Origin of the sequence: Rhizobium sp. 0TCS1.26 (genome assembly GCF_050455525.1) — a bacterium.
In the GTDB taxonomy this organism is placed as follows: Bacteria; Pseudomonadota; Alphaproteobacteria; order Rhizobiales; family Rhizobiaceae; genus Neorhizobium.
Genome location: NZ_JBCIYV010000002.1, coordinates 1050998 through 1071919, shown reverse-complemented (window position 1 = coordinate 1071919; position 20922 = coordinate 1050998). Strand labels below are relative to the sequence as shown.

General features: G+C 64.8%; 20 protein-coding genes and 1 pseudogene. 10 read left to right on the top strand and 11 right to left on the bottom strand.

The window, feature by feature from the left end:
• Nucleotides 1-3 precede the first annotated feature (3 nt).
• Entirely contained in the window at nt 4-954 is a 951-nt protein-coding gene (choX, locus tag AAIH46_RS12415) for a choline ABC transporter substrate-binding protein (protein WP_430306163.1), read from the bottom strand.
• 95 nt (nt 955-1049) lie between these two features.
• Between choX and AAIH46_RS12410 the strand changes: the two genes are divergently transcribed.
• Nucleotides 1050-1961, top strand: a complete 912-nt coding sequence (locus tag AAIH46_RS12410) for a choline sulfate utilization transcriptional regulator (RefSeq protein WP_430306162.1) — start codon at nt 1050-1052, stop codon at nt 1959-1961.
• On the opposite strand, the gene otsA is transcribed toward AAIH46_RS12410, so the two are convergent.
• Entirely contained in the window at nt 1910-3334 is a 1425-nt protein-coding gene (gene otsA, locus AAIH46_RS12405) for an alpha,alpha-trehalose-phosphate synthase (UDP-forming) (RefSeq protein ID WP_430306161.1), read from the bottom strand. The two genes, AAIH46_RS12410 and otsA, sit on opposite strands and share 52 nt — an antisense overlap.
• Entirely contained in the window at nt 3331-4104 is a 774-nt protein-coding gene (gene otsB, locus AAIH46_RS12400) for a trehalose-phosphatase (RefSeq protein ID WP_430306160.1), read from the bottom strand. The genes otsA and otsB overlap by 4 nt, the downstream gene beginning before the upstream one ends.
• A gap of 271 nt (nt 4105-4375) precedes the next feature.
• On the opposite strand from otsB, the gene AAIH46_RS12395 reads away from it, so the two are divergent.
• Nucleotides 4376-5170 carry a class II glutamine amidotransferase gene (locus AAIH46_RS12395; protein WP_430306159.1) on the top strand — a complete coding sequence of 265 codons (795 nt, stop codon included), beginning with the start codon at nt 4376-4378 and terminating at the stop codon, nt 5168-5170.
• Here AAIH46_RS12395 and AAIH46_RS12390 read toward each other — a convergent pair.
• Entirely contained in the window at nt 5146-6144 is a 999-nt protein-coding gene (locus AAIH46_RS12390; protein ID WP_430306158.1) for a LysR family transcriptional regulator, read from the bottom strand. The genes AAIH46_RS12395 and AAIH46_RS12390 overlap by 25 nt on opposite strands.
• Before the next feature lie 135 nt (nt 6145-6279).
• On the opposite strand from AAIH46_RS12390, the gene AAIH46_RS12385 reads away from it, so the two are divergent.
• On the top strand, nt 6280-6828 hold the full coding sequence (locus AAIH46_RS12385; RefSeq protein ID WP_430306157.1) for a chromate transporter: 549 nt from the start codon (nt 6280-6282) through the stop codon (nt 6826-6828).
• Complete coding sequence (locus AAIH46_RS12380) at nt 6825-7352, top strand: chromate transporter (protein WP_430306156.1); 528 nt, start codon at nt 6825-6827, stop codon at nt 7350-7352. The genes AAIH46_RS12385 and AAIH46_RS12380 overlap by 4 nt, the downstream gene beginning before the upstream one ends.
• Before the next feature lie 6 nt (nt 7353-7358).
• On the opposite strand, the gene coaBC is transcribed toward AAIH46_RS12380, so the two are convergent.
• From coaBC to ubiE, 5 genes and pseudogenes are all read right to left on the bottom strand, one after another.
• Nucleotides 7359-8570 (bottom strand): bifunctional phosphopantothenoylcysteine decarboxylase/phosphopantothenate--cysteine ligase CoaBC, encoded by a 1212-nt coding sequence (gene coaBC, locus AAIH46_RS12375; RefSeq protein WP_430306155.1) that lies wholly within the window; start codon nt 8568-8570, stop codon nt 7359-7361.
• Between the two features lie 77 nt (nt 8571-8647).
• Nucleotides 8648-9448, bottom strand: coding sequence for a hypothetical protein (locus AAIH46_RS12370; protein ID WP_430306154.1), 801 nt, complete (start codon nt 9446-9448; stop codon nt 8648-8650).
• A gap of 121 nt (nt 9449-9569) precedes the next feature.
• Nucleotides 9570-10846 (bottom strand): annotated as a pseudogene (locus tag AAIH46_RS12365) (hypothetical protein); the annotation flags it as partial.
• Between the two features lie 116 nt (nt 10847-10962).
• Nucleotides 10963-12537, bottom strand: coding sequence for a 2-polyprenylphenol 6-hydroxylase (ubiB, locus tag AAIH46_RS12360; protein WP_430306153.1), 1575 nt, complete (start codon nt 12535-12537; stop codon nt 10963-10965).
• A gap of 37 nt (nt 12538-12574) precedes the next feature.
• Nucleotides 12575-13351 carry a bifunctional demethylmenaquinone methyltransferase/2-methoxy-6-polyprenyl-1,4-benzoquinol methylase UbiE gene (gene ubiE / locus AAIH46_RS12355; protein ID WP_430306152.1) on the bottom strand — a complete coding sequence of 259 codons (777 nt, stop codon included), beginning with the start codon at nt 13349-13351 and terminating at the stop codon, nt 12575-12577.
• A gap of 142 nt (nt 13352-13493) precedes the next feature.
• On the opposite strand from ubiE, the gene mutM reads away from it, so the two are divergent.
• From mutM to AAIH46_RS12325, 6 genes are all read left to right on the top strand, one after another.
• Nucleotides 13494-14384 (top strand): bifunctional DNA-formamidopyrimidine glycosylase/DNA-(apurinic or apyrimidinic site) lyase, encoded by an 891-nt coding sequence (gene mutM / locus AAIH46_RS12350; protein ID WP_430306151.1) that lies wholly within the window; start codon nt 13494-13496, stop codon nt 14382-14384.
• 209 nt (nt 14385-14593) lie between these two features.
• Entirely contained in the window at nt 14594-14860 is a 267-nt protein-coding gene (rpsT, locus tag AAIH46_RS12345; RefSeq protein WP_430306150.1) for a 30S ribosomal protein S20, read from the top strand.
• Nucleotides 14861-15717: 857 nt separating this feature from the next.
• Nucleotides 15718-17283, top strand: coding sequence for a chromosomal replication initiator protein DnaA (dnaA, locus tag AAIH46_RS12340; protein WP_430306149.1), 1566 nt, complete (start codon nt 15718-15720; stop codon nt 17281-17283).
• 46 nt (nt 17284-17329) lie between these two features.
• The gene (locus AAIH46_RS12335) at nt 17330-18028 is read left to right on the top strand and encodes a LysE family translocator (RefSeq protein WP_430306148.1); all 699 of its coding nucleotides are present in this window, start codon (nt 17330-17332) and stop codon (nt 18026-18028) included.
• A gap of 17 nt (nt 18029-18045) precedes the next feature.
• Entirely contained in the window at nt 18046-18642 is a 597-nt protein-coding gene (locus tag AAIH46_RS12330) for a class I SAM-dependent methyltransferase (protein ID WP_430306147.1), read from the top strand.
• A 95-nt stretch (nt 18643-18737) separates the two neighbouring features.
• Nucleotides 18738-18983, top strand: coding sequence for a hypothetical protein (locus AAIH46_RS12325; protein ID WP_430306146.1), 246 nt, complete (start codon nt 18738-18740; stop codon nt 18981-18983).
• An 8-nt stretch (nt 18984-18991) separates the two neighbouring features.
• Here the strand turns inward: AAIH46_RS12325 and AAIH46_RS12320 are convergent, their stop codons facing one another.
• Together AAIH46_RS12320 and hemW are read right to left on the bottom strand one after the other, a co-directional pair.
• Nucleotides 18992-19729: a class I SAM-dependent methyltransferase gene (locus AAIH46_RS12320; RefSeq protein ID WP_430306145.1), complete on the bottom strand. Its 738-nt coding sequence runs from the start codon at nt 19727-19729 to the stop codon at nt 18992-18994.
• A 15-nt stretch (nt 19730-19744) separates the two neighbouring features.
• The gene (hemW, locus tag AAIH46_RS12315; protein ID WP_430306559.1) at nt 19745-20920 is read right to left on the bottom strand and encodes a radical SAM family heme chaperone HemW; all 1176 of its coding nucleotides are present in this window, start codon (nt 20918-20920) and stop codon (nt 19745-19747) included.
• Nucleotides 20921-20922: the final 2 nt, after the last annotated feature.

The window sequence follows — 20922 nt, the reverse complement described above, 5'->3', positions numbered from 1 at the left end:
GTGTCAGAGGCCGAGCGCGATTTTGACCGCGGCGTCGGCCGGCTTGCCGTCCAGCGTCGTGACGCCGGAAAGCCAGGGTTCGACGACCGCCGGATTGGCGCTCAGCCATGCCTTGGCCCCTGCCTTCGGTTCCTCGCCGCCAAGAATGGCACCCATCAGCTCGTTTTCCATGCCGATCTCGAAGCGCATGTTCTTGAACAGCGCCGCGGCATTCGGGCACTTGGCCGGCCACCCCGTGCGGGCCAGCGTGTAGACCTCGGCGCCGCCGTAGTTCGCGCCGAAATAGGCGTCGCCACCCGAAAGGTAGGTGATCTCGAACTGGGTGTTCATCGGATGCGGCGCCCAGGCCAGGAAGACGATGTCCGACTTGTCGCGGCTTGCGCGGTCGACCTGCGCCAGCATCGCCTGCTCGCCCGATTCCACCAGCTGCCAGTCCTTCAGGCCGAAATCATTGGCATCAATCATCTTCTGGATGTTCGTGTTGGCCGGCGCGCCGGGCTCGATGCCATAGATCTTCTTGCCGAAACCGTCCGCCTGCTTCTGCAGGTCGGCAAAATCCTTGACGCCCTTGCCTGCCACATAGGACGGGACAGCGAGCGTGAACTTGGCGCCTTCCAGGTTCTTCGTCATCACCTCGATCGCCTTCGCGCTCGTCAGGTCGTCGATGAAGGCCTTCTGCGCCGGCATCCAGTTGCCGAGGAAGACGTCGATTTCGCCGTTCTTCATCGACTGGTAGCCGATCGGCACCGACAGCGTCTTGACGTCCGGCTGGTTGCCGAGGGCTTCCAGCACCACCGAGGCGATGCCATTGGTGGCGGTGATGTCGGTCCAGCCCGGATCCGACAGCCGGATGGTCTTGCAGGAGGCGTCATCGGCGGCCATGGCGCCGGAAGCGGCGAATGCGGAAAGCGTGATGCCGGCGACAATGCGGCGGATTCGGGCTGAGGTTTTCATGGCGATGTCCCCTTCTATTCGAACGGTTTATTGAACCTTGGCTTCAACAGGGCTGTGAAGTAGGCTTGTTTTGATGGAAGCCACAAGGAATTTCTATGGCAGAGCCGAAATTCGATTTGGGGTGGATGCGGATCTTTCAGGAAGTCGGGCGGACTGGCAACCTCACGCTGGCGGCGGGCCGTCTGGGACTGAGCCAGCCGGCCGTCAGCTACCAGATCCGCCGTATCGAGGAGCAGTTGCAGGTGAGCCTGCTGCAGCGCCAGCATCGCGGCGTGGCGCTGATGGCGGAAGGCCGGCGACTGATGGAAACCGTGTCGCGCACCGTGGCCGATCTCGATGCGCTGGCCAAGAGCTTCCGTCACCGTCCGCAGCGCCCGGCGATCCGCCTGAAGACGGATTACGCCCTGTCGTCGTTGTGGTTGATGCCGCGCATGCACGCCTTCCGCAAAAGTCATCCGGACATGGACATCCAGATCGTCGCTACCCACCGGACTGATCACGACCGGTCGGAGGAAGGCGAGGTGGCGGTGGTGTTCGGCACACTGAGCGAGTTCGGCCGCATCGGCACGCTGCTGATGCCGGAGCGGGTGGCGCCGGTCTGCGCACCCGGTTTCCTCGCAGCCAACGGCCCGTTGGATGATGCCTCGCAGATCGCCGGTGCGACGCTTCTGCACCTCGACGCCCAGGGGCCATCGCCCTGGTACGACTGGGCGAGCTACCTCAAGGATCTCGGCGTTCGCAACGCCCAGGCGGCTGGTCAGGGTGAGCTGCGCTTCAACACCTATTCGCTTGTGGTCCAGGCGGCCATCGCCGAGCAGGGCATGGCGATCGGCTGGCTGGGCCTGCTCGATCAGCTTCTGACGACAGGCCTGCTTGTCCAGGCAGGTCCGGTCCTCACATCCCTGGAGCGCGGCTACTGGATCCTGCCGCCGGCGGAGCGCAAGCCGGAAACCGATCAGCTCTGCGCCTGGCTGATGTCCGAACTCGGCGGCGCGGAGACCGGCTGATCGCTCACCAGGTCCTCCAGGAAGTCGTCGCACCACCGCTTGACGTCGTTTTCCAGGAGGTGGTCCATCATGCCCCGCCAGCGCTGGATGCGCTCCTCCAGGCTCATGGTCAGCCCCCGGGCGATGGCATTGGCGGTGCCCTCGATGTCGTAAGGGTTGACCAGCAGTGCGCCCTTCAATTCGCGCGCTGCACCGGCAAATCGCGAGAGGACCAGAACGCCCGGATCTTCCGGATCCTGTGCCGCGACGAACTCCTTGGCAACCAGGTTCATCCCGTCGCGCAGCGGCGTCACCAGGCCGACCTTGGCCAGCCGGTAGAGGCCGGCCAGAACCGGACGCCCGATCGACCGGTTGATGTAGCGGATCGGCACCCAGTCGACGGCGCCGAGCGCGCCGTTGACGCGGCCGGCCTGTTCGGCGACCGTGCGCTGCATCTGTTCGTATTCCGGCACTTCGGAACGGGATTTGGGGGTGATCTGCAGATAGGTCACCTTGCCCTGGGCGGCAGGGTTGCGGTTGACGAAGGATTCGTAGGCATCGATCCGCTGGGTGATGCCCTTCGAATAATCCAGCCGGTCGACGCCGATGATCAGGTCGCGATCTTCCATGCTCTGGCGCGCCTTGCGCACCATCACACTGTTGGCGGCCTTGCGCGCATATTCGGCGAACGCGGCCGTCTCGATGCCGATCGAATAGAAGTCGCCCTTGAAGGTGCGGCCGTTCGAGGTGAACAGCCCATCGCCGATGGCGTTGCCGAACCCTTCGCGCACCAGGCAGCCGCGAAAATTCTCAAGGTCGTGGTCGGTCTGGAAGCCGACGAGATCGTAATGCGACAGGCCGCGCATGATCTCCTCATGCACCGGCATGGCAAACAGCACGTCGGCCGGCGGCCATGGGATGTGCAGGAAGAAGCCGATCTTGTTCTTGAAGCCCATCTGCCGCAGTTCGGCGGCCAGCGGGATCAGGTGGTAGTCGTGCACCCAGAGAACGTCGTCTTCCTTGATCAGCGGCGCGACGCGATGGGCAAAGAAACGATTGACCCGGAAGTAGCCGGCCATTTCCTTGCGCGCATATTCGGCAAGATCGAGCCTGTAGTGGCAGATCGGCCAGAGCACCCGGTTGGCGAAGCCGTGGTAATATTCCTCGACATCGGTCTTGGTCAGGTCGGTCAGCGCATAGGTGATGTTGCCGCGCTCGGTCAGTTCGAGGGGCGCCGGCTCACGCGCACCGCTGGATTTTCCGGACCATCCCATCCACACCCCGCCGCGCTCTTCGAGGGCGGCCTGAAGCGCCACGGCAAGACCGCCGGCCGGCGCGTTGCCGTTCTTTTCCGGCATCGGAACTCGGTTGGAAATGACGACAAGTCGGCTCACGCAAAACTCTCCCCGGAATGTCCCGTCCCGCCGCTCATCCCGGCGGCCAGATCGCGCAGGATCGCCCGAAGGGCATCGGTGGACGGGATCGTGGCTTGCGCGGCAGTATGGCCGGGCTCCCCGATGCGAATAGACAGGCCGCCAAGCTCGTTGGCAGCCTTGAACATGGCTTCGTCCGTCAGGTCGTCGCCGATGGTGATCGGCTTGCGGCCTGCAAATGGCGGTTCGGACAGAAAGGCACGCACGGCGGCGCCCTTGCTGGCGCGCGCCGGACGGATCTCGATGACCATCTTGCCCTTCTGAAGGGCATAGTCAGGACCGGCTTCCTCAAGCGCCGAATTCATGACGGCCTCCAGCGACCGCTGCCATTCCGGCGCCTGGCGGAAGTGCGCGGCAACGGCGCCCCCCTTGTCCTCGATCAGAACACCCTTCCAGTCCGCGGTCACCCGCTCCAGCGAGCGCTTCAGCGTGTTGAAGGCGGGATCGGCGTCGGCGGCATCGATGCTGCCGTCCGCCCGTCGCCGCTCTGCTCCGTGCAGGCCGGCGATTGGCAGGACAAGCGGTGCAAACAGCCGGTCGGCATAGGGAAGGGCGCGGCCGGTCACCAGCGCCATCGCTCCGTCGAGATGCGTCGAAAGCGCTTCGAGATGGGAGGGCAGATCCGGCGGTACGACAATGGCATCCGGCGTCTCGGCAAGATCGATCAGCGTTCCATCGATGTCGAGGAAGAGAGCGTAGGCCTGCGGTTGGCTGCGCAGAACGCTCAGCACCTGCCCATCCGGTTGCGGCGCAAGGGCGCCGTCTTCACGTGATGTATCGGTCGGTAACATGCGGACGAATGTAGGAGAGGCCGGCGAGAAGGCAACCCTCAGCCGAGGCAGACCAGTCAGGCTGCGATGCTGCCAGGTAGTCAGACCCGCAGCGCGCGCCGGCTGAGAGTGAGCTGAGTGCGCGGCGCGGTAACCAATGGTTAACCCTTTCGTTCGATCCTTTCGACTCGTTTCTGGCCGCCTTGGGCGGCGATCGGAGCAGGACTGGATCATGTGTCGTTGGGCTGCCTATCGCGGCAATCCGCTGTATCTCGAGGAGCTCGTCTCCTCCCCCGCACATTCGCTCATCGAGCAGAGCCATTGTGCCAGCCGTGCCAAGACTGCGACCAACGGCGACGGTTTCGGCATTGCGTGGTACGGCGACCACCCGGAGCCGGGGCGCTACCGCGACATTCTCCCGGCCTGGTCGGACTGCAATCTGCGCAGCCTTGCCCGGCAGATCAAGTCGCCGCTGTTCCTCGCCCATGTCCGGGCGGCCACCAATGGCGGCACGCGGCGCGACAATTGCCACCCGTTCGTTCACGGCCGCTGGTCGTTCATGCACAATGGCCAGATCGCCGGCTTCGATCGCATCCGTCGGCGGATGGAAGCATCGCTCAGTGACGCGTTGTTCAACACGCGCACCGGCACGACGGATTCCGAACTGCTCTTCCTGATGGCCCTGGAGATGGGGCTGGCCGAGGATCCACTTGGCGCGATGGCCCGGACCATTGCCGTCGTCGAGCAGCTGTCTCTCGACCAGCAGCTCGATCCGCTGGTGCGGTTCACGGCGGCGTTCTCCGATGGCGATACGCTCTATGCCGTCCGCTACGCGACGGATCATCGTCCGCCGACCCTCTACGCAGCGCCGATGGGCGGCAGGACGGGCCACTGCCTGGTGTCCGAGCCGCTGAACGACGATATCGACGCATGGATGGAAATCCCCGACGGCAGCGCCGTCACCGTCTCCGAGGCCGGCATGTCGACTGTAGGATTTGCGCCTCACGGTCTGGCGGAAGCTGCCTGAGGCGGCGAGTGGACATTCGTTGCTGATCGGGCCGATTGCCGTGCCGCCTCGATGAAGCGCTGCAGCGCGCCGCCGCTATCCTTCCGGAAGGCGAGGTAGAGCGGTGCGACGAGCCTGCCGCTCTGCGTGAAACGGCGATAGGTCACGCCGGAGGTTTCCAGCCGCGCCATCGATTCCGGCACCACCGACATGCCCAGGCCCGCAGCCACGAAACTCAGCGTCGACACCATTTTCGGGGCCTCCTGGGCGATCCGCGGGCTGAAGCCGGCAGCGCGACAGGCGGCAATGATCTGGTCGTAGAGAAACTGGCTGCTCGGCCGGCGATAGAGAATGAAGGTCTCATTGGCGAGGTCTGCCAGATCGATCCGTTCGGCGGCGCGCGAGGCGCTCAGCGGATGGTGGTCGGGAACCGCGAGCAGCATCTCCTCCTCGTCCACCTGCTCAATGACCAGTTCGTCCATCCGATCAATCGCCGCCCGTTCGCTTCCGGCGCGGATGAAGGCGGCGTCCAGCCGTCCGGCCGCGAGTTCGGCTGTCAGCTCCGTGGTCGATCCTTCCTCCAGGCGCAGCGAAAGGTCGGGCGCCGACAGGCGAAATCCGCGCATCACGCTGGTCACCAGCGGGTGAAACGCGGCAGAACTGGTGAAACCAATTGCCAGCGCCCCGGTTTCCCCGCGTGCAGCCCGGCGCGCCGCCTCCATCGCGCCGTCCGCGTCGGCCAGCACCTGTCGCGCCCGGTCGATGAAAGCGCGGCCCGCATCGGTCAATTCGACGCCGCGTGGCAGCCGGCGAAACAGCGGCGCGCCTATCATCTCCTCCAGTGCCTTGATCTGCTGACTGAGGGGCGGCTGCTGGATGCCCAGCCGCGCGGCGGCGCGGGTGACGTGTCCCTCCTCGGCGACCGCGACGGCATAACGGAAATGGCGCAGCTCTAGCATGCGATACCTCTGAGATATGGAATGGGCGGAAACCATATATTGGACAACGGTTCAACGAAGGTCTAGGCGAAAGCGGACAAACGAAGGAAGACAGATATGTCCGATCCGCGGAGCGAGCCCCCGTTCAATCCAGCAGCCGATCTGCGGCGGCCGCTCACACCGGAGCCGATCATGCTCGAGACAGTCGCACCCGCGCCGACCTGCGCGCAGCTGTTCACCGGTTTTCTCGGCCTTGGGCTGATCGGCTTTGGCGGTGTTCTGCCTCTGGCGCGTCGCATGCTGGTGGAGGATCGCCGCTGGCTAACACCGGAAGAGTTTACCGATCTGCTGGGGCTCTGCCAGTTCCTGCCGGGAGGCAACATCATCAACATGTCCGTGGCCGTCGGCATGCGGTTCCGCGGCTGGCGCGGTGCGCTGGCATCGATCTTCGGCATCATCGCGGCACCCACCGTGATCGTCATCTGTCTCGGCGTCGTCTACGATCGCTACCGCGACGAGCCGCAGGTACAGGCGCTATTTGCCGGCCTCGCGGCAGCCGCTGCCGGCCTGCTGATCTCGCTTGCCTGGAAGGTGATGCGGCCGCTTCTCGGGCAACCCTGGGCGCTGGCGGTGGTGGCGGCGATGTTCGTCGCCATTGCGCTGCTGCGCATGCCACTGCTGGCGACGATGCTTTGCCTCGCGCCGCTTTCCATTCTGATCAGCTGGAGGATGCGCCGATGATCCCGACGCTTGTGGCGCTTGCCGTCATCTTCACCGAATTGTCGCTGATCGCCTTCGGCGGCGGCAATTCCATCTTGCCGGAAATGCAGCGGCGCGTGGTCGAGGTGCAGCACTGGGTGACGCCGCAGGAGTTCAGCGCCCTGTTTGCTCTGGCGCAGGCGGCACCCGGCCCGAACATGATGATCGTGCCGCTGATCGGCTGGCATGTCGCGGGGCTTCCGGGCCTGGCGGTCAGTTCGCTCGCAAAATTCCTGCCCTCGTCGCTGATCACCTGTTTTGCGGTGACGCTTTGGGAACGGTTTCGCGACCGGCCGTGGCGGGCGGTGGTGCAGGGCGGACTGGTGCCGGTCACCGCCGGCCTGGTGGCCGCCAGTGCCTCGGTCATCACGGTCGCCAGCGTTCACTCGCTGCCGCTTGCCGTCATCACGGCAGGTGCCGCCGCCCTGACGATCTTCACCCGCGCGCATCCGGTGGCGGTGCTGGGGCTCGGTGCTGCCGCAGGCCTCGCCAGCGGTTTCGTCTGATCGCGCCTAGCCGCCCGAAAGTTCTGCGGCGATGCGTGACGCCAGCCGCGCGGCGACCTCGTCCTTGCCAAGATCCGGCCACTCTTCGACGCCGGCCTTCGAAATCAGCTTCACCCGATTGCGATCGCCACCCATGATGCCTGTGTCGGGCGAGACATCGTTGGCAACGATGATGTCGGCGCCCTTGGCCTGCAGCTTGCGTCGCCCGTTTTCCTCGACATCCTGCGTCTCGGCGGCAAAGCCCACCACGTAGGTCGGCCGCTCAGCATGGTGGCCGATGGTCTTCAGGATGTCGGGGTTTTCCGCAAGCGCAAGCGGTGCCGGCGCTGAACCGGGCAGCTTCTTGATCTTCTGGCCTGCCGCCCCGACCACCCGCCAGTCGGCGACAGCCGCCACCATGACGGCAATATCGGCAGGCAAGGCACCGAGAACCGCCTCCAGCATCTGCTCGGCCGTCTCCACATGGATGGTGCGCAGGCCAGCAGGATCGGCGATCGTCACCGGGCCGGACACCAGCGTCACGTCTGCGCCGAGCCTTGCAAGGGCTGCGGCGATCGCATGGCCCTGCTTTCCCGACGAGCGGTTGGCGATGTAGCGCACCGGATCGATCGGCTCATGCGTCGGGCCGGAGGTGACGATGGCGCGCCGTCCGGCAAGCGGCCTCTCGCCCGGCGCCAAGAGGGAAACGACGGCCGCGACGATCTCCAGCGGCTCGGCCATGCGGCCGGTGCCGGCCTCGCCACTCTCGGCCATCTCGCCTCTCATGGGACCGATCATGTGGCGGCCATCCGCCTTCAGGGTCTCGATATTGCGGCGCGTGGGCGCGGCGTTCCACATGACAGGGTTCATCGCTGGTGCCAGCAGCACCGGACGATCGGTCGCCAGCAGCACGGCGCTCGGCAGGTCGTCGGCAAGCCCATGCGCCATCTTCGCCATCAGGTCGGCGCTTGCCGGTGCCACCACCACCAGGTCGCAGTCGCGCGCCAGCCGGATGTGCCCGACGTCCTGCTCGTCCTCGCGGGAAAACAGATCGGTGTAGACATGGCTCGCAGCCAGCGCCCCCACCGCAAGCGGCGTGATAAATTCCTGAGCCGCGCGGCTCATCACCGGACGCACGCTGGCGCCCCGTTCGCGCAGACGTCGGATCAGGTCGAGGCTCTTGTAGGCGGCAATGCCACCGGAAATGATCAGAAGGACGCGCTTGCCGGCAAGCTCCATGGACCTCTCCCGTCGGGGTTCGGCCGGAACCTAAAGCCTTTTCACAGAAATGGAAACGGTTCTGTCAACGGCTGAGTTCAGGACTTCTTCCTGGCCGTGGCCGGCGGCTCGGTCACCAGCTTGAACTGCTTCAGCTCCGCCTCGGTAAGATAGTAAAGCCTGTCCGGCGGTGTCTCCAGCGCATGGAACCAAAGGCCCGAGCCGATGCCCATCTCGTCCAGATGGCGCGCCACGCGTGCGGTTGCCGTCTGGGCGCTGGACATCGCCTGTTCGGGAGAGGGACGATCCGTGCCGCCGTTGAACACCTGGTGGACGCCGATGACCGCATCCTTCTCCGCCTCGCGCACCGCGCCGCCAGCCATCACGATCGGGCAGGAGGAGGCGCAGAGCGCACCCTTGGCAACGCGCGTCGTCAGCTTCTTGTCGCGGATCAGTGTCGACATGGCGAGCGCATCCTCGACAGCCCCGCCGGGAGAATTGAGCGAGATTACCTTTACATACTCGCCGCGCGCCTCGATCTCCGCGGCAAAGCGTGCCGCGGCACCGGGATCGATGGCGCCCTCGGCACTGAGGATCCCGCCGGTCTTCAACTCGAAGCGGATCGGCTGGCGCAGCACCTCGGCGTCGGTCTCCGGCTGCACCGGGGCCTCGTGCGGCTTTCCGTCGGTCAGTGCCGGCGGCAGCACCGGCTGGCCGGTGCGCTGCGGATCAAATCCCGGCAGTTCCTGACTGGCTGTCTGGTAGATCTCGCGGACGTCGATGACCAGAAACACTGCCGCCGTCGCCAGCAGGCCGAAGAAGGCGCCGCGCATCAGAACGCCGTCGTCGGCGGTGGCAACCGCGTGCCAGAAGCGGCCTAGCGCCTGGTTGGGCCTCATGCGCCACACCTCATGAGGTCGGACCCTTGCGGGGCAGCTTGCCGAGTTCAAGGCTGGTGACCTTGTGATCATCGGGATCGGTGGTCGCCGGTTCACGGCCTGCCGGCTCGCTGACATCCTCCCGAGACCGAGGATCCGTGTTCGGCTCCTGCCGCAGCGCCTCCGCACGGTCGCGCTCGTCGGCCCTTGCCACGGCCTCGCGGATGTCGATGCCGCGATCGGTCAGCGCCCGCTGCACCTCGATCGCCTCCAGCAGTTCGGCCGCGGTGATGCGCTGCGCAAACGGCAGGCCCTCCTCTTGGCGACGGATGGCGCCGTGGACGGTGGCAAGATGAACACCAGCACGGCCGGCAGAAGGTCAATGGAGATGGCGCCGGCCCAGGCCGGAATGAAGTCCGAGGCATAGCGCAGCACGGCCTCGGCAGAAGACAGCGGCACGAAGCGACGCTCGGCGACCGGCGGGCGCGACAGGATCTCGTCGGCGGCCTGGCTCAGCACCTTGGACTGGGCAGCGACCGAAGTGCGGATCGTCTCCATCACCTGGTCCTGCCGGTTGGCGAGATCAGCTGCCTGGCCATCCGCCACCGGCGCGATGAAGCCGAGTGAAAGATCATCGGCGGCGCGGCGGATGGAAGGCGCGATAGAGGTCTGGTTGAGCGAGGTGACGACGCCGGTCAGCGCCACGACTTCCGACGAGAACTGGTCGGCGCGCGGAGCGATGGCACCCGGCGCCGAAACCAGCGTACGCATGGTCGCCAATCGCTTCTGGCCTTCGCCGAAGAGGTTTGCCACCTGCTCGCGCGAGGCGTTGATGCCGTTCTCCAGCTCCTTCAGCTGGGCCGACATCTGCGACAAAAGGGCGACGACACTGCCGGCGCCCGTGGTGCCGGTGAGCGCGCCCGACTGGCGCTCGGCATCGGCAAGCTGCGCAAAGCGCTCGGAGGCCCGCTGGATGTCCGGCAGCAGGCTCTGGGCTGCCAGCGCGTTCTGGTGCGCCCGATCGAGATCGCCGGTATAGCCTTCGACCGTCTCCGCCAGATGCTGCTCGAGAGCGGCGGATCCGGCAAGTGCTGCCGCATTCAGCCAGCTCGACATGGCGATGATCATCGCGCAGCCGAGCGCCATGACGCCGAGCATCGCGCCACGTGCCGCAGGCCCCGTGACATGCGGGAAGAACCGCGCCATGTAGGACCAGAAGGCGTAGATGGCGACGGATACCGAGCCGGAATAGATGATGGCGGCGAAGAAGACAGCCGTCGGCGAGCCGTCGAGGATGCTGCGGACGCCGAGATAGGTGTAGACGCCGGAGGCCAGCGCCAGCACGGCCAGCGCAAAGCGGGTCATGGTTTCGACGGCGGCGACCCCGTCATGCAGCCGGTGCGAAGCGCCAAGCGCCATCTAGTCCATCTCCAAGGAATGTTTTCTTAACAAACCATGAAGAAACGGGCGAAATGAAGGCCTTGGTCGCTGCGCGTCCGCCTGTCACTGCGCTCCGTACGCCAGCCGCCCTGCGGTCAACCGATCTGTATGGCGATGTAGACCATCGCCGCGGCGATCACCCAGAGTGCCGCGCGGCCGAACCGGCTGTGCCTGGCTTCCGATTTGCCGATCGCTTCCGCCGTAGCTGGGTCGAAACGCCCGCCGTGCTCTGTCATGTGCAGCAGCTGCTGGTGGAAGCGCTCCGTCTTTGCGGCGATATCCGGTGCCGCCTCGGCAAGCTTCATCGCCGCCTTCAGCCCGTCGCGCATGTCGGCGACGATCCGCTTGGGTCCCAGGTTGTCGCGGATCCAACTGCCGACCACGGGCTCTGCCGCCCGCCACATGTTGAAGCGCGGGTCGAGCATGCGCGCCACGCCCTCGACCACCACCATGGTCTTCTGCAGCATGATCAGCTCGGGTCGTGTCTGCATCTCGAAGAGGTCGGTCACCTCGAACAGCAGAGCCAACAGACGGGCCATGGAGATTGTCTCGGCCGGCTGGCCGTGGATTGGTTCGCCGATGGCGCGGATCGCCTGGGCAAAGCTTGCCACATCGTGATGCGGCGGAACGTAGCCGGCCTCGAAATGCACTTCCGCGACGCGCAGGTAATCGCGGGTGATGAAGCCGTAGAGGATTTCGGCAAGGAACCGGCGTTCCTTGCGGCCCAGCCTCCCGACAATGCCCATGTCGACCGCGACGATCAACCCGTCCGGATCGACAAACAGGTTGCCGGGATGCATGTCGGCATGGAAGAAGCCATCGCGCAGCGTATGACGCAGGAATGACTGGATCAGCGTCTCGGCGAGCTTCTCCAGGTCGTAGCCCGCGGCTCTCAAGCCGTCGACGTCCGACATCTTGATGCCGTCGATCCATTCCATGGTGATGACGTCGCGGCCGGTACGTTCCCAATCCACCTTCGGCACCCGGAAGCCCGGATCGTCCTTGGTGTTTTCGCCGATTTCCGACAGTGCTGCGGCCTCGAGGCGCAGGTCCATCTCCAGCTTGGTGGTCTGCTCAAGCGTCCGCGTCACCTCGATCGGCCGCAGGCGCTTGGCCGAAGACATCAGCCGTTCCTGCATGCGGGCGATCAGATACATGCTCTCGATGTCGTGGGCGAAACGCTGGCGCACACCGGGCCGCACCACTTTCACCGCTACCGTCCGGTCGCCGTCGGGATACCGTACGCTGGCCTGGTGAACCTGAGCGATCGAGGCCGCCGCCAGCGGCTCGTCGAAGCGAGTATAAAGGTCGCTGATCGGCCGGCCGAGCGACATCTCGATGCTGCTCTTGGCGATGTCGGTCGGGAAGAACGCCATGCGGTCCTGCAGCATCGAAAGGTCCAGTGCCCAGTCGACACCGACGACGTCCGGGCGCGTTGCGAGGAACTGGCCGATCTTGACGTAGGATGGTCCGAGCCGGTCGACGGCGCGCGTCAGGCGGACGCTGCGGCTCTCCTGGATCGAGGCCGGTCGCGTAAAGATCTGGGCGACGGACTTGGCAAGCACGACGATCGGTGGAAGGCCCTGGCTCGGCAAAGCCGCAACCACGCCCTCGCGCACCAGAACCCAGCCGACGCGGGCAAGGCGGAAATAGGCGCCGATCGTGCTCATCGGCCCGCTCCGGCTCGTTTGCAGCCTGTCGTCATACCTACAGCTTCCAGCCGGAGTGCAGGGCGGCAATGCCGCCGGTATAGTTGGTATGTGTGACGCGCGAGAAGCCGGCGGTGCGGATCATCGCGGCGAAATTTTCCTGGTTGGGGAACTTGCGGATCGACTCCACCAGATACTGGTAGGGCTCGGCTTCGCCGGTGATCATCTTGCCGAACTGCGGGATCGCCTTGAACGACCACTGGTCGTAGAAACGGTCGAGCAACGGCATCTCGACTTCCGAGAATTCGAGCACCAGCAGGCGGCCGCCGCGCTTCAGCACCCGGTAGGCTTCCGACAGCGCCACATCGATGCGCGGCACGTTGCGGATGCCGAAGGCGATCGTATAGGCATCGAAGCTGTTGGCTTCGAACGGCAGTTCCTCGGCGTTCGCCTCGACGAAAGTCAGATTGTCGGAAAGCTTGCGCTTGGCCGCCCGTTCCGCACCGACGCCGAGCATCGAGCCGTTGATGTCGAGCACGGTGGCGTGCGCCAGCCGGTTCGATGCCTCGACGATGCGGAATGCGATGTCTCCGGTGCCGCCGGCAACGTCGAGAACCTTGTAGGACGGATCCCGTCGCGGATTGAGCGCTGCGACCATGCTGTCTTTCCACACCCGGTGCATGCCGGCCGACATCACGTCGTTCATGATGTCGTAGCGCTTGGCCACCTTGTGGAAGACGTCGTTGACGAGGCCCTGCTTTTCGCCTTCCGCCACGTCGCGGAAGCCATAGGAGGTTTCCATGCCGCCTTCGGCTGAGGTTCGGCTATCGGCCATGGGCTTCACTATCCTCTCGATGCTCGCCAAGCGACCATAGCGAAGTCGCGGCTGCGATACTATCTTTCGCCGCAGGTGCGGCACTTTGCGCTGGTCTATAAAGCACCGGACACGCCGTTGGAAACAGGAACTTAGGAAACCGATGCCCGAATTGCCAGAGGTGGAGACCGTGCGGCGCGGCCTTGCGCCGACAATGGAAAAGGCGACGATCCGGCGCCTGGAGACACGCCGCGGCGATCTGCGATTTCCCTTCCCGCAAGCATTTGCCGAGCGCGTCTCGGGACGGCGCATCATCGGTCTTGGCCGGCGGGCGAAATACCTGCTGATCGACCTCGATGACGGCACGACGCTGATCGCCCATCTCGGCATGTCCGGCTCCTTCCGCATCGAGGAGGACGATGCGGCCGAGGTTCCGGGCACCTTCCACCACCCGCGCTCCAAGGACGAGAAGCACGACCACGTGATCTTTCACCTGGAGCACGAGGGCAGGCCGGTGCGGGTCGTCTACAACGATCCCCGGCGCTTCGGCTTCATGCATCTGTGGCCGCGGGCCGATCTCGATCTCTATCCGGCCTTTTCGGGGCTCGGTCCGGAGCCGACCGGCAATCTCCTCGACGCCGCCTATCTGGCGGAGCGGTTCAGGGATCGTGCGCAGCCGCTGAAGGGCATCCTGCTCGACCAGACGGTGATCGCCGGGCTTGGCAATATCTACGTCTGCGAGGCGCTGTGGCGCTCGAGGCTTTCGCCGAAGCGCAAGGCCGGAAGCCTGGTGACGCCGACCGGCCGGGCGAAGGCAGCGCTGCCGGTGCTGGCGACGGCGATCCGCGAGGTGATCGCCGATGCCATCGCCGCGGGTGGATCCTCGTTGCGCGACCATATCCAGACCGATGGCTCGCTCGGCTATTTCCAGCACAGCTTTTCGGTCTATGATCGGGAGGGCGAGCCCTGCCGTCGGGACGGCTGCGGCGGAACGGTAAGCCGCATCGTCCAGTCCGGCCGCTCGACTTTCTTCTGCCCGGTCTGCCAGGATTGAATCCATGATTGGGGGCATTCCGGGAAGAGGAAGGCAGCTGCGGTGAAAAATGCGCGTTGACTGAAACCCGCATTCCGGTTATATCGCCGCCCACAGTTGGGAAAGCCTTTGACGGCTTCCTCCATTGCTCCCAAATTGCTGGATGACAGGTCGCAAGGACCAGGCGCGGCGGCGGGGGAGTTTTTGTTCGAATTCGAAGAGAGGCAGAGATGGCCAATACAACTTCGGCGAAAAAGGCGACCCGCAAGATCGCACGCCGCACCGCAATCAACAAGGCTCGTCGCTCGCGCGTTCGTGGCTTCATCCGCAAGGTCGAAGAAGCGATCGCAACGGGTGATGTGGCAATCGCAGCCGAAGCCCTGCGGGCGGCTCAGCCGGAACTGCAGCGCGCCGCCCAGAAGGGCGTCATGCATGGCAACACGGCATCGCGAAAGGTGTCGCGTCTGGCACAGCGCGTGAAGGCCCTCTCGGCCTAATTCCGTCATAAACATCTGTCACGAAATTGGCCCGGTCATTGACCGGGCTTTTCGTGTTTCCTGACGTTTGGAAATTAGAACTGGCTGATTTAGCCGCGCCTGTGACGCCGGCATGACAGAAAAAGCCCAGTTTTTTCAAGCAGATGATGGAGGAGGCCCATCGTCGGGCCAATTTGTTGGGGACGCCTCGGGTCCGGCATGTAGTCAAGCGAATTTTTATTTTGACGCCGTCACACATCCTCCCGCAGACCGCCAAAATTGAATCCCTTTGATTCGACTGAGATTCTCCTCCGATGGGGGTCTGCCGAGTCAAATTGGCGCCTGAGAGTCAACGCTCGGCTCTAGAATTTGCGTAAAATTCATCGTTGATCTCGCCTCTCGATCCTGCCTTAATAAGCCCAGCAAGAGCGGGGAGAACTTCCCGGGAAGGTCCTGATGCACACCGGTTTTACCGGCGTATTGGCCCTTTGGCGCTTGCAACGGGTTCAGGTAACTTCCCGTTCTTTTCACGTAACTCAGAGTTGTGCACCGGGTATCATGCGATAACCGGGCCAGTCTCTGTGTGTCGATGAAAAACCTGGAGTGTTCAGTGTGTCGGGTGCGGGGCGTCGCATCTGCTGGCAGTGAAAGGAAATGTTTTGAGACCCCCTGTCACGAGGTGGGGGTCTCGAAGGGGCGCTTGGGGAGCGTCCGCGGCTGGTCGGCTTTCTGACCTTGCCGGGCAGTGCCGACGCGGCGCAGCCGAACGAGATGGGGCATGGGCGGTTTGACGAGAAACCGACCCTCGCACGAAAGAACAGATATCTTGACGGTCGGGCAATCCGGCCGGCGGGCAACGATTGAAAAGGCGGCACAGAATGCAGATGAATACGGTATCGACCCGGGCGCTGGAGAGTGGGAACCAGGCCTCGGAGTCTGGCGTTTCAATTTGCTCCCAGGCGGAAGGGAAAAAATCGGACATGAAGCATGATGCACTATTTGAGCGTTTCAGCGCGCGCTTGAAGGCTCAGGTAGGACCGGAAGTCTACGCCAGTTGGTTCGGTCGTCTGAAACTGCATTCATCGTCCAAGAGCGTCGTGCGCCTCAGCGTGCCGACCACCTTTCTGAAGTCCTGGATCAACAACCGCTATCTCGACCAGATCACTGCCATCCTGCAGGCGGAAGATCCGGAGATCCTTAAGGTGGAGATCCTGGTGCGCACCGCCAGCCGTGCGGTCCGCCCGGCCAGCGAGGACCGCCCGGCGGTCGCCGGCGAACTGGCAGCACCGCAGCCGCAGCGCCGCACGGGCCCGCAGGCACTCGGCCAGATCGCCAGCTTTCCCGTCGCTGCACAGCCGGTGCCTGCCGCCCGTCAAAGCCACGGCACACCGCTGTTCGGCTCGCCGCTCGACTTCCGCTACACCTTCGACACCTTCGTCGAAGGTCCGTCTAACCGCGTCGCGATGGCAGCCGCCAAGACCATCGCCGAAGCCGGTGCGAGTGCTGTCCGCTTCAACCCGCTGTTCATCCATTCGGGCGTCGGCCTCGGCAAGACGCACCTCCTCCAGGCGGTCGCCAACGCTGCCGTCGGCAGCAGCCGCAATCCGCGCGTCGTCTACCTGACCGCCGAATACTTCATGTGGCGGTTCGCCACCGCCATCCGCGACAATGATGCCCTGACCCTCAAGGAGTCGCTGCGCAACATCGACCTGCTGATCATCGACGACATGCAGTTCCTGCAGGGCAAGATGATCCAGAACGAGTTCTGCCATCTGCTGAACATGCTGCTCGACAGCGCCAAGCAGGTCGTGGTGGCTGCTGACCGCGCTCCGTGGGAACTGGAATCGCTCGATCCGCGCGTTCGGTCGCGCCTCCAGGGCGGCGTTGCCATCGAGATGGAGACGCCGGACTACGAGATGCGTTTCGAGATGCTGAAGCGTCGCCTCGAGATCGCCCGCCAGGATGATGCCGCGCTCGACATTCCGGACGAGATCCTCAGCCACGTGGCCCGCAATGTCGCCAATTCCGGTCGCGAACTGGAAGGCGCCTTCAACCAGCTGGTCTTCCGCCGTTCGTTCGAGCCGGAACTGTCGATCGAACGCGTCGACGAACTTCTCGCCCACCTGGTCGGTGCCGGCGAAGCCAAGCGCGTCCGCATCGAGGACATCCAGCGGATCGTCGCCCGGCACTACAACGTGTCGCGCCAGGAGCTGGTCTCGAACCGCCGCACGCGGGTCATCGTCAAGCCGCGGCAGATCGCCATGTATCTGGCAAAGACGCTGACGCCGCGGTCGTTTCCGGAAATCGGCCGGCGTTTCGGTGGCCGCGACCACACGACCGTCCTGCATGCGGTGCGCAAGATCGAGGACCTGATCTCCGGCGACACCAAGCTCAGCCACGAGATCGAGCTTCTGAAGCGCCTGATCAACGAGAACAACGCCTGATCTATCAGGCCTGCAGATGAGATCGAGCCGGCGCGCCCGAGAAGGCATGCCGGCTCTGCTGTTCCAGCCGTTGACGTTTGCCTGGCAATGGCTCATCAACGGCACGGTTGATGAGCGGGGGCGTCTGATGTTTCTTCTGTCGGTGGCGACGATCTGGGCGGTTGCCTGCATCACGCCCGGTCCAAACACGCTGCTGGTCATCCGCTACTGCCTGACGGCGCCGCGCAAGGTGGCGATCGTCGCGGCCATGGGCACCATCACCGGTACCTTCCTCTGGGGGCTCGCCGGCTGGCTCGGTATCAATGCCCTGTTCCAGGCGGCACCCTTCGCCTATCTGGCGCTGAAGATCGTCGGTGGGCTGTATCTGGTGTGGCTCGGCCTTCGCGTCTTCCTCGATGTCCGCAAGGCACGCCAGGCGCCGGAACTGGCGATGGCCAGGATCGCCGTGCCGCTGAAGACCGCCTATCGCATGGGGCTTGCCACCAATCTCGCCAATCCGAAGTCGGCGCTTTTCGTCGCCAGCCTGTTTGCCGTCACCATGCCGGCCGGCACGCCGTTCCTGTATGGTATTGCAGCGATCGCCGTCATGGTCACGGTGTCTGCCTGCTACTACACATGCCTCATCGGCCTGATCACCCATCCGCGCGTGGCTGCCGCCTACCTGAAGGCGAAGAGCAAGATCGATCTTGGCGTCGCGACCGTCTTCGTCGGCTTCGGCACCAAGCTTCTTCTGTCACAACGGTAGGCGGGGCGGGGGCCCGGATGGCAGTCGACGATGATCCAACCGACCTCTTCTACGCCAGCAACAGCGCCGCCTATGCGGCGCACAGCCGAGAGCCGAACCATACCCGGCTCGAGCGGTTCGTGGCTCGGCTTCGAGAGAATGCGCGCGTCATGGAGTTAGGCTGCGGCAATGGCCGCGACAGCGCCTGGATGATCGGACGCGGTCTGGATGTCATTCCGACCGACGGCACCCGGGAGATGGCCGAGGAGGCGGCACGGCGCCTTGGCGTCGACGTTCCGGTACTGCGCTTTGCCGATATCGAGGCGGTCGGCACGTTCGACGGCATCTGGGCGAACGCCTGTCTCCTGCATGTACCACGGCCGGAGCTTGCCGGCATTCTCGTCCGCATCCATCGGGCGCTGCGACCGGGCGGGATCTTCTATGCGAGCTACAAGGCAGGCAACGGCGACGGGCGCGACGGCCTCGGGCGCTATTACAACTACCCGTCGGCGGAAGAGCTTGAGGCTACCTATGCAACGCTGCCGTGGGCCTCGCTGGAGATCAGCGGCGAGACCGGCAGCGGCTATGATCGGCAATCGACCGAATGGCTGCATGTCTGGGGAATGGCCAAGTGACGCCGGCGCAGCTGGGCGGCAACACCGGGACAGTCTCGTTTCGGGTGGCGGTCGCGCGGCTGATCGAGTAGCAGCAGAGACCGACGGAGAGGCCGATGCAACGACAGATGAACGCGCTCGAATGGCTGATGCTGGCAGCCCTGTCCATCCTCTGGGGCGGCTCGTTTCTGTTCAACGGTATCCTGGTGCAGGCATGGCCGCCGCTCACCATCTTGCTTGCAGCGCTTGTTCTCGGCGAAGAGCTGGAACTACGCCATCTCTTCGGTCTGCTGCTGGTGGCAGCGGGGCTGGCAGCCATCGACGGACGTCTCTGGCGCCGTCTGCGGCCTGCTCGTCCCTGAGCAAAGCCTCAGGCGGCACTGATGACGATGATCTCGGGACTCGCCGGGCCGAAGGAGGAGCGGTCCCAGTCGCCGAAGACCGACTCGATCCGGAAGCCCGCCTCCTCGACGAGCGCGACGATCTTGTCCTTCGGCGCGAAGCGCAGCGTGCTTTCGCTGATCCGCCGCTCTCCGGTCTCGAGCAGCGTGAACACCGCATCGACGTTGATGTGCTCGCCGTCGCGCTGGCGGACCTGGTAGAACACCTCGACCGGACCAATGCCCGGCACCTCCGTAGTCTGGAGGGTCCGCTCCTGCGTCCAGCCGTCATAGGCGCGGGCATCGGGATTGCGGCTCTCGAAAACGAGCCGTCCGCCCGACACCATGTGGCGATGGATGTTGGTCAGCGCCGCCGAAGTCTCCCGGTCGTCGAGAAACACCTGGAAGACGTGCGCCGTCATGATCGCCAGATCGAAACGCTCCGGAAGCTCAAGCTGATCGGCACCGGCCTTGATCCAGCGAACCAGACCTGCCTCGTCCTTGTCGCGGGCAACAGAGAGCATTCCGGCTGCCGGATCGACGCCGGTGACGTCATGGCCTCGCGCGGCAAGGGCCAGCGTCAGCAGTCCGGTGCCGCAGCCGATATCGAGAATCCGCGAAGGATCTGCGGCCAAATCGAGATAGAAATCGCGGTCGGCGCCGTGCGCGTTGAAGCTGTCGTAGAGGATCGCCATGTCGCGGCGGGCAAAGGCGTCGTCGACAGGCATGGCGTCAGGTCTCCTCTAGAAGGCGAGGTCGGCGACCACGGCATCGAGGATCAGCATGCCCTTCGGCGTGCAGCGCAGGCGTGAATTTCCCAGCCGCTCGATGAAGCCGTGTTCCAGTAAAGTCTGCTCGCGCTGCGGATCCGGATCGCGTCCGGAAAGCTGCTGCCAGCGGGCGAGGTCGACGCCTTCACGCAGTCGAAGCCCCATCAGCAGCAGTTCGTCGGCCTGTTCGTCACCACCGAGGATTTCCTGGTCCACCATGCCGTGGCCCTCGCGCTCCACCAGTTCCAGCCAGCCTTCGGGACGACGCTCCGTGGCGGTTGCGATCTTCGAGCCACCGCGGGTCAGCCGCCCGTGGGCTCCGGGGCCGATGCCGGCATAGTCGCCGTAGCGCCAGTAGGTCAGGTTGTGGCGGCTCTCGGCGCCCGGCTTGGCGTGGTTCGATACCTCGTAGGCCGGCATGCCGAAACCGGCTGTGATCTGCTGCGTCGCTTCGTAGAGGTCCGCCGCCCGGTCCTCGTCCGGCACGATCAGCTTGCCGGCCTTGTGCAGGCCGTAGAAGGGCGTGCCCTCCTCGATGGTCAGCTGGTAGAGCGACAGGTGATCGACCGCGTAGGTGACGGCTTCGTTGAGTTCGCGTTCCCACGCCTCGACCGTCTGGTCGGGGCGGGCATAGATGAGGTCGAAGCTCATCCGCGGAAAGATCTCGCGCGCCAGACGGATGGCTTTCAGCGCGTCCTCGACATTGTGGAGGCGGCCGAGGAATTTCAGGTCCCGGTCATTCAGCGCCTGAACGCCGAGCGACACGCGGTTGACGCCGGCGGCCCGGTAGCCGCGGAAGCGATCGGCTTCGACGCTTGACGGATTGGCCTCCATCGTCACCTCGATGCCGGCAGGCACGTGCCAGCGGCTGGCGATGCCGTCGAGGATGGCCTCAACGGTCGCCGGATGCATCAGCGACGGCGTGCCGCCGCCCATGAAAATGCTGGTGACGGTCTTGGGGCCGCTGAGCAGGCGCATCGCGTCCATTTCGCGCAGGAATGCAGCGGCGAAGCGCTGCTGGTCGACCGGCTGGTGGCGCACATGGCTGTTGAAGTCGCAATACGGGCACTTCGCCGCGCAGAACGGCCAGTGCACGTAGAGACCGAAGCCCGGTTCGCCGGTATCGGGCAGGAGAGGGGCATCGGTCAGCA

Excerpts from the sequence above, each read along its gene's own strand:
- mutM (WP_430306151.1), top strand. The coding sequence starts at position 13,494 with ATGCCCGAATTGCCAGAGGTGGAGACCGTGCGGCGCGGCCTTGCGCCG.
- choX (WP_430306163.1), bottom strand. The coding sequence starts at position 954 with ATGAAAACCTCAGCCCGAATCCGCCGCATTGTCGCCGGCATCACGCTT.
- AAIH46_RS12320 (WP_430306145.1), bottom strand. The coding sequence starts at position 19,729 with ATGCCTGTCGACGACGCCTTTGCCCGCCGCGACATGGCGATCCTCTAC.
- ubiB (WP_430306153.1), bottom strand. The coding sequence starts at position 12,537 with ATGAGCACGATCGGCGCCTATTTCCGCCTTGCCCGCGTCGGCTGGGTT.
- AAIH46_RS12390 (WP_430306158.1), bottom strand. The coding sequence starts at position 6,144 with ATGGTTTCCGCCCATTCCATATCTCAGAGGTATCGCATGCTAGAGCTG.
- coaBC (WP_430306155.1), bottom strand. The coding sequence starts at position 8,570 with ATGGAGCTTGCCGGCAAGCGCGTCCTTCTGATCATTTCCGGTGGCATT.
- rpsT (WP_430306150.1), top strand. The coding sequence starts at position 14,594 with ATGGCCAATACAACTTCGGCGAAAAAGGCGACCCGCAAGATCGCACGC.
- AAIH46_RS12335 (WP_430306148.1), top strand. The coding sequence starts at position 17,330 with ATGCCGGCTCTGCTGTTCCAGCCGTTGACGTTTGCCTGGCAATGGCTC.
- AAIH46_RS12395 (WP_430306159.1), top strand. The coding sequence starts at position 4,376 with ATGTGTCGTTGGGCTGCCTATCGCGGCAATCCGCTGTATCTCGAGGAG.
- AAIH46_RS12410 (WP_430306162.1), top strand. The coding sequence starts at position 1,050 with ATGGCAGAGCCGAAATTCGATTTGGGGTGGATGCGGATCTTTCAGGAA.
- AAIH46_RS12385 (WP_430306157.1), top strand. The coding sequence starts at position 6,280 with ATGCTCGAGACAGTCGCACCCGCGCCGACCTGCGCGCAGCTGTTCACC.
- ubiE (WP_430306152.1), bottom strand. The coding sequence starts at position 13,351 with ATGGCCGATAGCCGAACCTCAGCCGAAGGCGGCATGGAAACCTCCTAT.
- AAIH46_RS12325 (WP_430306146.1), top strand. The coding sequence starts at position 18,738 with ATGCAACGACAGATGAACGCGCTCGAATGGCTGATGCTGGCAGCCCTG.
- dnaA (WP_430306149.1), top strand. The coding sequence starts at position 15,718 with ATGCAGATGAATACGGTATCGACCCGGGCGCTGGAGAGTGGGAACCAG.
- AAIH46_RS12370 (WP_430306154.1), bottom strand. The coding sequence starts at position 9,448 with ATGAGGCCCAACCAGGCGCTAGGCCGCTTCTGGCACGCGGTTGCCACC.
- AAIH46_RS12330 (WP_430306147.1), top strand. The coding sequence starts at position 18,046 with ATGGCAGTCGACGATGATCCAACCGACCTCTTCTACGCCAGCAACAGC.
- AAIH46_RS12380 (WP_430306156.1), top strand. The coding sequence starts at position 6,825 with ATGATCCCGACGCTTGTGGCGCTTGCCGTCATCTTCACCGAATTGTCG.